Annotated in this window: 15 protein-coding genes and 1 pseudogene; 10 read left to right on the forward strand and 6 right to left on the reverse strand. The window is 50.1% G+C overall.

Annotated elements, in window-relative coordinates; translation table 11 throughout:
• Positions 1-97: 97 nt before the first annotated feature.
• The 3 genes and pseudogenes from rnm (at position 98) to OGV50_RS17755 (ending at position 2,254) form a co-directional block, all read left to right on the forward strand.
• Positions 98-978, forward strand: a pseudogene (rnm, locus tag OGV50_RS17745) (RNase RNM).
• Positions 975-1,595, forward strand: coding sequence for an L-threonylcarbamoyladenylate synthase (locus OGV50_RS17750; RefSeq protein ID WP_012132222.1), 621 nt, complete (start codon positions 975-977; stop codon positions 1,593-1,595). Before rnm ends, OGV50_RS17750 begins: the two are co-directional and overlap by 4 nt.
• A 224-nt stretch (positions 1,596-1,819) precedes the next feature.
• Complete coding sequence (locus OGV50_RS17755; RefSeq protein WP_286488670.1) at positions 1,820-2,254, forward strand: hypothetical protein; 435 nt, start codon at positions 1,820-1,822, stop codon at positions 2,252-2,254.
• 127 nt (positions 2,255-2,381) lie between these two features.
• On the opposite strand, the gene OGV50_RS17760 is transcribed toward OGV50_RS17755, so the two are convergent.
• From OGV50_RS17760 to OGV50_RS17770, 3 genes are all read right to left on the reverse strand, one after another.
• The gene (locus OGV50_RS17760; protein ID WP_286488671.1) at positions 2,382-2,576 is read right to left on the reverse strand and encodes a hypothetical protein; all 195 of its coding nucleotides are present in this window, start codon (positions 2,574-2,576) and stop codon (positions 2,382-2,384) included.
• A gap of 82 nt (positions 2,577-2,658) precedes the next feature.
• Positions 2,659-3,678, reverse strand: coding sequence for a major capsid protein (locus OGV50_RS17765; protein WP_286488672.1), 1,020 nt, complete (start codon positions 3,676-3,678; stop codon positions 2,659-2,661).
• A gap of 12 nt (positions 3,679-3,690) precedes the next feature.
• A complete protein-coding gene (locus tag OGV50_RS17770; protein ID WP_286488673.1) occupies positions 3,691-4,062 on the reverse strand; it encodes a hypothetical protein in 372 nt (123 codons plus the stop codon).
• 1,960 nt (positions 4,063-6,022) lie between these two features.
• On the opposite strand from OGV50_RS17770, the gene OGV50_RS17775 reads away from it, so the two are divergent.
• The 6 genes from OGV50_RS17775 (at position 6,023) to OGV50_RS17800 (ending at position 10,288) form a co-directional block, all read left to right on the forward strand.
• Positions 6,023-6,454, forward strand: coding sequence for a hypothetical protein (locus OGV50_RS17775; RefSeq protein WP_286488674.1), 432 nt, complete (start codon positions 6,023-6,025; stop codon positions 6,452-6,454).
• 27 nt (positions 6,455-6,481) lie between these two features.
• Positions 6,482-6,739 (forward strand): hypothetical protein, encoded by a 258-nt coding sequence (locus OGV50_RS17780; protein WP_286488675.1) that lies wholly within the window; start codon positions 6,482-6,484, stop codon positions 6,737-6,739.
• On the forward strand, positions 6,736-6,918 hold the full coding sequence (locus OGV50_RS17785; RefSeq protein ID WP_286488676.1) for a hypothetical protein: 183 nt from the start codon (positions 6,736-6,738) through the stop codon (positions 6,916-6,918). The genes OGV50_RS17780 and OGV50_RS17785 overlap by 4 nt, the downstream gene beginning before the upstream one ends.
• Positions 6,887-7,543 (forward strand): hypothetical protein, encoded by a 657-nt coding sequence (locus tag OGV50_RS17790; protein WP_286488677.1) that lies wholly within the window; start codon positions 6,887-6,889, stop codon positions 7,541-7,543. The genes OGV50_RS17785 and OGV50_RS17790 overlap by 32 nt, the downstream gene beginning before the upstream one ends.
• 256 nt (positions 7,544-7,799) lie before the next feature.
• Positions 7,800-8,144 carry a phiTE-211 family phage-derived protein gene (locus OGV50_RS17795; protein ID WP_286488678.1) on the forward strand — a complete coding sequence of 115 codons (345 nt, stop codon included), beginning with the start codon at positions 7,800-7,802 and terminating at the stop codon, positions 8,142-8,144.
• Complete coding sequence (locus tag OGV50_RS17800; protein ID WP_286488679.1) at positions 8,144-10,288, forward strand: tape measure protein; 2,145 nt, start codon at positions 8,144-8,146, stop codon at positions 10,286-10,288. The genes OGV50_RS17795 and OGV50_RS17800 overlap by 1 nt, the downstream gene beginning before the upstream one ends.
• 121 nt (positions 10,289-10,409) lie before the next feature.
• Here OGV50_RS17800 and OGV50_RS17805 read toward each other — a convergent pair whose 3' ends face one another.
• Together OGV50_RS17805 and OGV50_RS17810 are read right to left on the reverse strand one after the other, a co-directional pair.
• Positions 10,410-10,595: a hypothetical protein gene (locus OGV50_RS17805; protein WP_286488707.1), complete on the reverse strand. Its 186-nt coding sequence runs from the start codon at positions 10,593-10,595 to the stop codon at positions 10,410-10,412.
• A gap of 131 nt (positions 10,596-10,726) precedes the next feature.
• Positions 10,727-11,293, reverse strand: a complete 567-nt coding sequence (locus OGV50_RS17810; RefSeq protein WP_286488680.1) for a tyrosine-type recombinase/integrase — start codon at positions 11,291-11,293, stop codon at positions 10,727-10,729.
• 943 nt (positions 11,294-12,236) lie between these two features.
• Between OGV50_RS17810 and OGV50_RS17815 the strand changes: the two genes are divergently transcribed.
• Positions 12,237-12,413, forward strand: a complete 177-nt coding sequence (locus OGV50_RS17815; RefSeq protein WP_286488681.1) for a hypothetical protein — start codon at positions 12,237-12,239, stop codon at positions 12,411-12,413.
• 93 nt (positions 12,414-12,506) lie between these two features.
• On the opposite strand, the gene OGV50_RS17820 is transcribed toward OGV50_RS17815, so the two are convergent.
• On the reverse strand, positions 12,507-13,013 hold the full coding sequence (locus tag OGV50_RS17820) for an HNH endonuclease (protein ID WP_286488682.1): 507 nt from the start codon (positions 13,011-13,013) through the stop codon (positions 12,507-12,509).
• Positions 13,014-13,165: the final 152 nt, after the last annotated feature.

A 13,165-nucleotide genomic window follows, 5' to 3' on the forward strand; every position in this document is an offset into this window, starting at 1 on the left:
ACTAGTTCGATGAAATAAAGTCAACACCTGATTTCAGTATATTTGCCGGAACCGTTATGATGTTTGTGAAAGAACATTTATTAAGACGGGAGCCGCCTTGAGCGACACGAATTACGCAGTGATTTACGACCTGCACAGTCATACAACGGCGTCCGATGGTCGGTTAACGCCAGAAGCGTTAGTACATCGTGCGGTAGAGATGCGAGTCGGCACACTGGCGATCACCGATCATGACACCACAGCCGCTATTCCGGCGGCAAGAGAAGAAATTTCACGTTCCGGGCTTGTCCTGAACCTGATTCCTGGCGTGGAAATTTCAACTGTCTGGGAAAATCATGAGATCCATATTGTGGGTCTGAATATCGACATTGCGCATCCGGCGATGTGCGCGTTCCTGGCGAAACAAACCGAACGTCGTCAGCAGCGTGCGCGTCTGATTGCCGAGCGTCTGGAGAAAGCGCATATTCCTGGGGCGTGGGAAGGCGCTTTGCGGCTTGCCGACGGTGGGGCCGTGACGCGCGGGCATTTTGCCCGTTTTCTGGTGGAGTGCGGCAAAGCCGGGAGCATTGCCGATGTTTTTAAAAAATACCTTGCGCGTGGGAAAACCGGATACGTTCCGCCACAGTGGTGTACAATAGAACAAGCTATTGATGTGATTCATCATTCTGGCGGTAAGGCAGTATTGGCCCATCCGGGCCGCTACGACCTTAGCGCTAAGTGGCTGAAAAGGTTGATTGCGTATTTTGCGCTGCATCGCGGTGATGCGATGGAAGTGGCGCAATGCCAGCAGTCGCCCAATGAGCGAACCCAACTGGCGACCTATGCGCGCCAGCACCATTTATGGGCATCACAAGGTTCTGATTTTCATCAGCCGTGCCCGTGGATTGAACTGGGTCGCAAGCTCTGGCTGCCAGCAGGCGTCGAAGGCGTATGGCAGTTGTGGGAAGAGCCACAAACACCACAGTGAGGGAAGTATGAGCCAGTTTTTTTATATTCATCCTGAAAACCCGCAACAACGGCTGATCAATCAGGCGGTTGAAATTGTGCGTAAAGGCGGGGTGATTGTTTATCCAACCGATTCCGGCTATGCGCTGGGTTGTAAAATCGAAGATAAAGGGGCGATGGAGCGCATCTGCCGCATTCGCCACCTGCCGGACGGGCATAACTTCACGCTAATGTGTCGGGATCTGTCTGAGTTATCGACCTATTCGTTTGTCGATAACGTCGCCTTTCGCTTAATTAAAAACAATACGCCGGGCAACTACACTTTTATCCTGAAGGGAACGAAAGACGTGCCGCGCCGCCTGTTACAGGAAAAACGGAAAACAATCGGTCTGCGCGTGCCGTCGAACCCGATCGCGCTGGCACTGCTGGAAGCGCTGGGCGAACCGATGCTCTCCACCTCGCTGATGCTGCCCGGCAGCGAATTTACCGAGTCCGACCCGGAAGAGATCAAAGACCGCCTGGAAAAACAGGTCGATTTGATCATTCACGGCGGTTACCTCGGCCAGCAACCGACCACGGTGATTGATTTAACCGATGATTCTCCGGTTGTCTTGCGCGAAGGCGTTGGTGACGTTAAACCTTTCTTATAAGGGCGCAACTCTGTATACTACGCGGCCTTAAAATGGCGCTGTAAAGCGCCGTTGATTATCCTGTTCGACGCCTGTGAAGGCGCACAAGTCTTTTATTTTTTCTTTTTAAATCAATAAGTTGGCTTTTTTGTATTGTCGGTGTTGTACTTCTTGTATGACACCGAATATCCTCAGTATGTATAACTCAATGTGTTACATCAATCGGCGCATAAAATGACAAAACAATGAAACGAATAATACTGTTATCTTGCTTCGTGGGGGCTGTAGCTTTTGCTGGTGATCATGCTGATAACCATAAACCGTCCTTGGATCTCCCCCCTGATTTATTAAAGGGGGTGTTTACTGTTACTAGTGTGAAAATTTCAACCCTGAATGGGTATATTCCATCTATGGAAACCAGTAAGGGGGTTGTGAAGCTTCCACCACAGAGCATTGATTCTTTGACCTACACTGTTCGAGTGGATTCCAATGATGAAAAATTTATCAATGAAGTGGCTAAGGATGACTACGGTATAAAAGGTCTACTCGTTTGTAATAACTTGGCGATTAGACCTCTGATTATGAGTAAAAATGCCGTTGTACTTGTATCTGTTGAGAACAAAGAAGGGGAACCTCTCTTTGGCACGTTTTATGACAACAGAAGCTGTAAGAAAAAATAGTATTTCCCTGTTATGTATTGATGTTCATACAGGCTAGGCAATTGTACTAACCATACAGAAACAAAAAAGGCCAGCCCCTACGGGCCAGCCTCTTAGAATTCAGTGTCATATTACTTTTGTGCGGCTTTTACGCCTTATCTTTTGTGCGGCGTTTTGCAAGCAGGACGTTCAGCGCATATTCAAAGCCGTGACGGGCTTCCAGGCGGCAGAATGTGACATTACACAGCCCCAACTCTTTGCACAGCGCCGCACGATTGATCACCCTAGCGTCGCCAGAAACATACACTTGACCGATACCGCTCACGTTGATTTGTACCTTCATAAACACCTCAAAATGGAAAAAAAAAGTAAAAATGAATATGACCGGAAGGATAACCCCCAGCGGGAGCCGGGGGCATTCTGCATTACTTCAGCTTAACGTTCAGCGTATAGTTCGGGCGCAGGTTCAGCGGGATAAATGCCGCTTCACTGTGTACCGTAACCATGCCGTAACGGTCAGTTGTGATCTTCTGGTAGTAAGGAGCGATCACACCCTTAACCGAGATATCCTGGTGGCGCTGCGCTGGTCCGTGTACCAGCTTCATGGGGTTCCGATCAGCCGCTTTAAACTTAGGAACGAACAGGCCGGAACCCTCTTCGATTTCGTAGCGGTCATCGTCCGCCAGAATGAAAGTAATGTTCCCAATGCTGAAGGAGTCATAACCCGCAGTGTTAACCGGGATCAGAGCGCCTTTTGCAGCTTCCGCCACTTTGTTGGTGATCAGGCTGGTTATTTCTGGGTGGCTCGCCAGAACGTCATATAGATCCGGGGATGCGAAGCAGTAGAAACGCTCCAGATAGGAGCGGCTCGCGCCATACTCTTTAACCAACATGCGGCGAATCTTCGCAAGCTGTGCATAGACGTTAGCGCCTGCTGATCCGTCGAGATCGAAGCTCAGCGGGGCGGTATCAAACACCACGTTGAAATCGACGTCGCCATCGTTTGTTTTAGCCGCTTTCGCTTTCTGTTGGAACAGGGCGCGGGCTAAAGTAGCTTCCACAGTTTCCAGATGATAGTTACGCATACGGACAGCTTTATCAGCGATTACCTGAGTAATTGCAGCAGCCTGATCCGGGTTCTGTGGGCTTACCAGCCCCATCCAATCGGCGGTTTTCACATCGGATTCTGTTGCGTAATGCGGCAGCTCCTGAGCGCGGAGGATGGTTTTATCCATCTTGATGCTGTTTACTTCTGTGCCGTTGGCTGCTACCTGTTCCAGTTCACTAACCTGGGTTTCCACAATATCTAAAATCTGGGCGTTTGGAGTGGTTGAGTTAACATCGGTGAAGATACCCAGATCAGAGATCAGGTAATTACCAGACGGGACGTCTTTAATTGCGGTAACCAGATCCAGAGATTCGAAACTTTTAAAATCAATAGCCATCGTGTGATTTCCTTATGCTTTGTAGTAATCGGCGTTGATAGCCAGACGAATATCACCGGAGGCTGTCAGGCGGCGCAGTGCTTCTTTTTTGCTCGCCTCATCGGCAGCACGTAAATAGAAGTCAGTGATCACAAGGTGTCTGTCACAAATGACCAGCGTTTTAGGCTTGCCATCTGCGGACATATCAGACAGGTTGATGAATGGTACGCCCGCATCCTCGGCGGCAGCGTCAAACAGTGCGTAAGTTTTGCTGTCCAAAATGTCGCCGCAATAGACAGTTTCAGGCAGTGACGGAGCAGTCACTTCAGTACGATCAAACAGCGTCGAGGCCGCATTCACGATTACATCGCCCTGGGTTACAGGGTAGCGCTCGGAAGTTTTCATTATTGAATCCTTAGAGAGGTATGGAGAAGCGGCAAGGCCGCAGAGAGATACCCGGCGTTGCACCGGGCGGTCTGGTGAGTTGGGGAGAACTCACGATCAGATATTGGAGACACAGGAGAGGGCAGAATAGGATCAGAGGTTCATCTATGAACCTCATCACCAGCCCCGATCCCACACCTCATGTGGAAGGTAGAGAAGCGTTGCGCCTTTCTTTTGTGTGGATACTCACTATCAGGCCTACGGGGGCGGAAACCATCAGGCAAATAACCACAAAAAAGAAAGGCCATACCGCGAAGGAGGCGCAGATATGACCAAAGGCTACGTAACGTTTTACTATCCACTTGATTTTCCTGTGTAGCCTCGATGCCTTACATGATTTGCTTTCATGGTTCGACAAAGAAGCCACAGAGGAAAACGGACGCCCTGAACGCGCCCGGAAACCTTTACAGGTTAATCACCTGTCTGTGAGGCTGTGCCCTTTCGGGATGCGAGGAGACCCGCATTTTCTGGAGAGAAATCAATATTCTAAACTCCCCTCACAACACCATGTAACCCGTATCGCCGGAAGGGGCCACAGTGAAGGAGGAGAGTTTAGAATAAGCCCCGATAGGCGCGAGGCTTATGATATGAAGGAGAGCACTTTGTGTGAGGGCCGGGGCGGGGAGATAGTCCGCCCGGCGTCTCTGTCAGATTCTGATGCATACGTTGCGACTCTGACAGGTGGGGAAGCGTGAGGCTGGTCAATGGTGAGTTGGAGACCTAACGCATATCTCACACCATGAATATTAGTTTAACACGAATGATTATCATTTGCAATAATTATTTCATTTTGTTGTTGACTTCCTCGTCAGGATGTGTATTAGGCGGGGTTGTGTGGAGTAGTTACGGCGGGGGCGGGGTGTGATTATGTTATGCAAACTGATAACAAAGTATGTAGCCCGAAAGGCACACTAGAGTATATAACTACTAAACCCTCGCTACGCTCGCCCTCCGGGTCCGGTTTATTTAATCTTATATAATAATTTCATTCAATAACTAATTGTTATCACAATTAATTATTTCATTCGTTATTATATCACTCTTAAAACCTTCTCGGCCTGATCGGCCTTACCAGGTTTTAGGCCGTGGGCCTGTTTCCCACATGTGGAGTCTCACAGGCGGAAATATTTCCGGGGTATGTCAGATTGGCGTACCGATCATGAGATTGGTTAGGTGTGTCAGGTTGGACCCGGTAGGGTAGCTTAGGCAAAATCTGCCTAACTTTCTGATCCGGTAATTCCTGCCCAACTTCTAAAGTCAGGCAAAATCTGCCTAAGCTAATACCCGAAGTTAGGCAAAATCTGCCTACTATAAGATTAATAAGATGAACCCTTATTAACACACCTTTTGATAAGAGGGCTTACGCCCTTAAGGGCCAGGTCAAGACCTTAAAGAGATTGAGGGTTAATCATTGATTGAACAATCAAGAGAGATTGACTCTTTAGACAGGGAACCCTGTTCCCGTATTGGGGGAAAACATCCTCGATGTGACTCCCCCAGTTTTGGGAATGCAGAAACAGAACTCGCTCCAGCGAGTGTCTTTTCTGCTCTTTGGGTAACACCGCACGATGTAAGGTGACATCTGGGCGGCGGGGGGGGGCCCGGCGCGGAGTCTACCCACAGGACCACAACAGAGGCCACACAGAACCCGCTACAGTGCATCTAAACGCATACCCCACAGGGTAGCCATCAGGACGCGATACCGCTCGATAGGCGCAGAGTTTAAGCGGTAGGTGAAATCCGCCTACAGTGTCCCATATGGCTCCCCGCCTGACTCAATGCACAAACCCAAACAGAAGTCAATAAATTACACTCCGGTTATTGCAATTTCCTGCAATCCGGGATAAAATAGATACTGTCAAGAGGTTGTTAATAACCTCTAAGATTTCCTCTCTGGAATTATAAACAACAAAACAGGAGAATGCAAGTGTCAGTTTATCTTGATGTCGATCGTATGGTTCGAAATGTGGATCACGGCGATGTAACCCGCGAAACGTTATTCCAGCAGCGCAGCCGATACAAGAAGCAGGGCAAAAAAGCGGAAGTGGTCGCCATTACCCGGGCTTTAGAATTAACCAAGTGTGCCGCCAGTGGCGTCTTGAGGCAGGCCCAACGTTTAGCAGTCAACTTTGACGGCATGGACGCAGAGAAGGCTTTAGAGCTTAAGGCGACCGTAGCGGCGTATGCGTTAAAGTCTACAGACCTTCAAGCCTCTGTGGTGCTGGCGTTCCAATCGTTATTCCATGCAAAAGGTATAGAACTATCGTTCGACGAATGTATGACGTACCTGATGCTTTTCTCTATGGATCACTTCGAAAAAATCACTGGCGAGTTACCCGTGATCGTTCACTAATTAATCACGTTTTGGAGAGGAAACATGATGCACACCTTTACTGATTTGAGTAATTCCCGTTGGTTGAGTGGCTACGTTTGCGAAATGATTGAAGCCATTCAGGACGATAAGACAGCCCCGTACCTCTACAGCGATATTCGGGAAATGTTAGAAACGGTAAGCCCGGCGCAGATGGTAACCATCGGCAACCCGGCAATTTCCGCCACAGCGGCGTGGTGGGGCCAGTGGTTCGGTCTGGCCCAGACCGATGAAGATATCGCAGAATTACAGGAGATCACATTATGAAAATTGATTTTCCGAAAGAACAGGCCGATCAGCTGTATGCACTGGTCCGCGCCGGGGGCGGTGCCCCCCACACTATCGTTAAGCAGGCGTTAGCCGCCTACCTTGAAAAACACCCCCTTTTAGCCGCTTCCGCAGAAGGAAAACAGAATGACCGCAGCAGCACCCGAATTTCTAAATAAGCTGTATTCTAAGGACTTTGTGAAAACGTCCCGAACCTTGCGCCGCTTGAAAACGTACAACGGCGTAAAAGTCTCATTGGAGATGGTCCTGACATACGACTTGATCGCTTCATTCAACCGTGATCAGCGTATGGCTAACGGTCATGTTAAACAGGGGATGCCGTCCGCTTTTGGTCAGGCTGAATTAGCTGATTTTCTCATGTGCTCACTGAGAACAGCCCGCAACGTGATCGGCGCTTTGAAAAAGGCAGGCATGATCGAGTGTGTCGGACGTGGCCCGCATGATGTGGATCTGTTGGTATGCCTGCCTATTGTTGAAGCAAACACAGAAGATGCAGCGCTTACGCCTAAGCCGTCCGCCACACGTCCACAGCGGGCCACAGCGGAGCGGGAAGAGGTGCAGGAGTCCAACCACACAGCGGAGCCTGTAGAAGCGCCCACGGTGGCGGAGGTTGTGCCATCAACGCCAGGACCTGAAGCGCCGATCGCATTGATGACGGTTTACAGTGAGAAGGTGGAAACGGTGGAGCAAGCTGATCCCCAACCGGGGGAGGTGGTGCCCGTATACCCGAGAGGGGAAATCAAAGAGCCGTCCAGAGAGTGGGAGTTAGACCCAGCTTTTTGATTATGTGAATTTTGGAATCAATCACCCCATTTCCCTATTGTCTGTTAGCTGCCCGGTAAATCTCACATAACCCCGTAATTTTCATTTCACACCTTTTTCCTGATTTAACTTAAATCAGTCCGCAGCCCGCGCCAGCCGTGGGATTAACCTCATGAAATTATTATTTCTGCTGGTCGGAAGGTGGCCTCTTTGGTCACTTTATGTACTGGTAAGCCTCTACCACCTCTATTACCTTTTTTCCAAGTAAGGATCACCCGTGGAAGCATATAAAAACCTTTTGGCTCAGATCGAGCAAGCCAAAGCCCTGGAGCGGCTAGAAGCCGTACAGGCCAACGTGACCAAATCCGCCGTCGCCCAGGCAGAACTGGAAGCGCTGATCGATAAGTACGGCGACACCCTCGCAGCGGCTACAGACAGCGCCCAGAAGGGCCGCACCATTAAGAGCCGGGGAATTGCATTGACCCATATGACTGGTCAAGGTGGGGCCGCTAATGGTCGCAACGTCCCTCTTCTGATGAAGAGTGCAGAAGGCCTCCGCTATGTGGAAATCAACAAGTCTAGCCGTCCACTACGGGCTTCCAAACTGGAAGGGGCTAACTAATGGCACAGGGTAACGTAGTGATCGTCAAAACGATCAACCGCACCTCCTTTACGACCGATAAAAACAGCTATCAACGCACCGTAAACCGTATCAAACAGGTAGGTAAGGAGTGGGACAAAGTAGCGTCCAAAATGAAGCCCCTGCGCTTCAAATTTGAGGAGAACGCCTACACCAAAGCCCGCCGTAAGGTTCAGGACGAAGCAGCAAAGCAAGCCATTGCACAGGCCAAAGCCAAAGCCAAAGCAGAAGCAGCCGCCGCCAAGGCACAGTTGGCATCGGAGCGTAAGATCCAGACCATCCGCGCTAAGGGTATCCGGTTTAGCACCGCAGTGGCGAACGCCCAACTGACCGGGCCACAGCGTACCGGACACATGCAAGACTTTGCACAGCTTACCCGCCAGTATCACGCAGGCGCTATGGCATTGCAGGAATATAACGCCCGTGTCTCGCGCCTCCAGCAGACTATGCGCCAGCAAGGCAAAGTTGGGATGCGTGGCTACACAATCCCGGTAACCGCCAAAGTTAATAAACTTGATACCAGCATGATCGAGGGTGCAGGCGGGGCGATCACCATTGCCGCCACTGTGGCGCTCTCCGGCAAGATCATGACTACCGGGCAGGATTTCGCCTCTCTGGAGTCCACCCTACTGGCTGTAACTGGTGACAGTGAGAAAGCAGCGAAGGAAATGGACTACCTCCGCGATCAGTCTGGTCGTCTGGGTCTGGACCTGCTAAAAGTAGGTAAAGAGTACGCCAAATTCTCCGCAGCGACACAAGGCAAACTGTCCGATGCACAGACCAAAAATGTGTTTGAGGGACTGTCTGAATATGGAACAGTCCTCGGACTCTCCGCCGAAGAAAGCTCCCGCGCCTTGCTGGCACTTCAGCAGATGGCGAGCAAATCCAAAGTGTCAATGGAAGAACTCCGCCAACAATTCGGTGACGCCGTACCTAAAGCTATTGGTATCTTTACCGATGCCTATAACCAAGCCTTTGGTAAAAACGTCACTGAAGAACAATTTCAAGACCTTGTTGGGCAAGGAAAAGTATTAGCTAAGGATGTGCTCCCGGCTGTTGGGGACCAACTCAAGAAACTTGCTCGTAACGGCGGCGCTCTGGATAAGGCTATGAAGTCCAACCGGGCAAGCTGGCAGCGCCTACAAACTAGTATGCAGAACGCCATGAACGTGTTTTTCACTTCTGGCTTTGGTGAGTCACTGACCAGCGCTTTCGATAGTGCAGCGGCGGCTGTAGACGGCGCAGGCGGAGCACTTGAGGTGTTCGGGCATATTGCCGGACAGATAGTGTCGGGTGCCACTGATGCATTCTTAGAGCTTCACGATACCGTTGTTCTGGTTGCACGGCTCATTGAGTTTTATGCCTCTAAGATGGGTATCACTGGCGAGCAGTTAAAGGCATGGGGTGAAATGGCAGCGTACGCCGCAGGCGTTGCGTTATTTGCCTCCAGCGTCTGGAAGTTGGGCGGGGCTTTCAAGTGGATTCTCACCATGTTAAACCCACTCACTAAGCTGTTGGGAGTCATGAAGGGGATAGCCGCTATTGGTGGCATTGAGGCAGCTACCACAGGTGGTATTGATAACGAGAAGCCAAATCAGAAAGGGAAGGACACCAAAGCACGGGGACCACGTACCGGGAAGCTGGGCGGATTAGGTGCCTTGTCTGGTGGCGCTGTTGGCTGGGCTACAGCAATCGGGACTGTTGGCGGGGATTATGTCTGGGATAGAATCCTTGATGCTAACGATTTCATGTACGGGCAGGACACCACCGCCGGGGGCAATCTGAAGAAAGATAGCCCGCTGGGTAAAATGTGGGATTTCATCCACAGCCCAGACCTTCCGACTAATCCAGACTTTGCCAAACCAGAGGATAAATCAGGCTGGGTAAGCTCATACTCTAATCCGGGTTATGTGGCTCCTACGCCAACGTTTAACCCGCCGACAACATCTACCGTGGTGAGTGTGCCGGGTAATCCACTGATGACTCCCCCAAGCTGGCTTAACCAACCATTGAACGTTAATGTTGCCGTTAAAGTTCAGGACGGGCAGATCAAGGGACTTGTACAGTCCGAGATTGAGCATAATAATCAGCAACAATTTAACCTCCTGACTCAAGGCGGTAACTAACAAAAGGCTCCCCTGGTGGGAGCCTTTTCTTTTTGGTACTCTGCTATAGCTTACTATCTGGTAAGTGTGGCGCGGGCTGTATCTTGCCGGATCTCCTGCGCCTCTCTTTCTCTTTCCTGTGTCATTCGGCATCCTCTGTATCGAACGTTTTACTGTACGGGCAATTCTGGGACCGGGTTACCGTGGTAAACGTGTAAATACTGTTGGAATAGATACACAGGCGCTTACCGCTGTCTGTGGTTTCTTCCTGTGGGTTACTCATGGTAATGGTCCCGGCTTTAGCGTCATCTATCCCAACGGTTCCCATAACGAGGACAGACAGTAAAACCCCGACACCATAACGACGCGCCCGGCGGGCAGAATTTAAGACGGCTTGACTTCTCATAACAAATCCTCTTTGTGGGCTAGCCCATGAAAGGCTTCGCCGTTTCACCGAAATCATTCGGCAACCTCAATTGAATATTTATCACTAAAATCATCTACTTTGCGTTGTGTTGCCCCAATGTAATGGAGCGTACTGGATAACGATTTGTGCCCTAATGCTTTACTAATTACGGCTATATCCTCCCCATTGTCATAACCAATCGTTGGTTTACTCTTCCTCATGCTGTGGGTCGAAAGATTCAGCCCCAGCTTTTCCCCGGCGTAGCTAATTTCCTCATGCAATTTAGAGCGGCTCACAGGCTTTCCTTTGCTCCTGTGGCTGTCCAACTGTAAGAGGTACACATGATCAGGGTTCGCCTCTCTCCGGGCCGCTATGATGCGTTTAGCGGTATCGGTGAGTCTCACCCGGACAGACTCCCCCGTTTTCTGTTGGGCCAGTACAAGATGATCGCCTTTTATATCGTCGTACTTTATGGAGCGCAGATCCGACACCCTGAGCATCAATTCATAACCAAGTAACCAGGCGTCACGGTACAGCGTCAGCCCCTTGCCCTGTTTGAGTAGCTCGACGGCTACCGCTTTTACTTCCTGAACTGATTTACAGCCTTCTACGAAATTCATTCTGTACCCTCCAGATCCTATTTATGATGAATTCTTGATCAAAAACATGTACTTGTAAACGACAAAAATGATTAATTTTAAGATGTGTATTTTTAGTGAATTAAATCGGGTTTAATCGCGTTTAATGGCAGAGTAATGACCCGACAGGGGAGAGAAACGGCCCTTATGGCCTGTTTAAGTGGGTAAAAGATGGTTGCTTAATGTACTATCACCACAAAGCTAGCAAGGTGATCAGACTCCCCCAGCGCCTCTAACCTCTTGTATTTGTGCGTAATTAATTATCATTTCGTTATAGCCTTGCCTGGCAAATTTTCAATTTACCCTCAAGAAAAATCCCCAGCTTTTTATTCTCCACATGAGAATCAATATCATTTGTAAACGATAGTTGTTCTCAATACCAATCGGGGCGAAAGCCTTCGCCCCTCATGGGGCCTTTGTAGGCCCGTTGTCTGTATGCGCCTGTGGCGCTACCACTCTTAACCCTGTGGGTTTGTATTGCTTGCCACAAGATAACGCGCCACAGGCGCACAGGGGAGGCGGACGCCTCCAGGGTGGCCCGGCTGGGCCACTGGTCCACAGGGTAAAACAACACAATGCCATTGTGTATTTACTAACTTGTTGAATACAAAGGATTGACCTGAAGAGGCTGATCGGTATGGGTCTGTAGTGTCAAAAAGTGTAAAGAATGGATGCTGTGAGAATGATCAGTATTGACAAGTGCAGATATTTGCGAAACATGATCAAGACCCCCAGGGGGGCGGTTCGTGGTGCCTGGCTGATATATCCAAACTCCCAGATATTTTCCCACACAAGATAAGGCGCTGGGGGAGGCGGACTTGTACCACCCCCAGGAATTAGGGATCAGTTAAGTTATTGATTTTGATCGATATTCGATCAATCATCCGCTACCGGGATCACCCCCACCCAGACGGATGACACATGAATGAATAACGATAAGTCTACCCACCCGAAACGCTTCCCCTATGGCGGGCGCATGGTCACCGCTTACCCCACCCATATTGTGATCGACGGTATCAAAATCAGCCGCTCCCGCCTGTCATTTTCCTTTCAGTTGGAATTAGCAAAAGCGCTACGGCTTCACGAGGAAAAGAGCCAATAAAAAACCCGCACAGAGGCGGGGTTAGTCATTACTTGCGCTTGCGGCGTTTGGCCCGGCGCTTCTGTTCGGCGATATACGCCCCGACAAGGCTGATCACAGCTTACCGCCCATTGTAATATCAATTCCGTCACGGTTCAGGAGAATCCACACGGTTAGCTCTGCGAGGTCGCGCCCGCACTTGTGGAACCGTTCACCGTTGCGGCGAAATGACGCCGTGTAATAGCCATTGGGGCCGCTCTGTGTGATACCCCTCGGTAATCCGTTGGGAGTTCTCACAAGCGCCTTGGCGGTCGATACACGGCGATCCCGGCGTAGCTGGTCCGCCTCTTCAGACGTTACCAGACGGACATTTGACAGTGAGCAGTCCAAAGGATCACCCACGGTCACAACGGCGTGATCTTCGGGAATGTCCCCATTGTGGAGAGTCCAGACAATAGCCGCCGCCGGGGCGTAACCCTTTGGCGTGTACACGACAACCTTGCCTTTCTTGTTTTGGCCCACAGCCTTACGGGTGCCGCATTTGGCCTCACGGACAAGACAGAATTTAGCCGTTTCGTCATAGTCGAGACCAAAGGCGAGCAGTTCAGATTTAGTTAACATGGGTATGTTCTCCTGAGTGGGTGGGGGTTCAGGAGTTAGGGCGGTGGGTGGCTCGTTGGCCTGTTTGATGTTCTCTAACTCATACTGTATATATTAACAGCATCCCTTGCAAATTGCAAGTAATAATCATTCTCAATGGTGGGGGTTGTAAT

This window comes from Citrobacter sp. CK180 (assembly GCF_030333655.1).
In the GTDB taxonomy this organism is placed as follows: Bacteria; Pseudomonadota; Gammaproteobacteria; order Enterobacterales; family Enterobacteriaceae; genus Citrobacter_B; species Citrobacter_B koseri.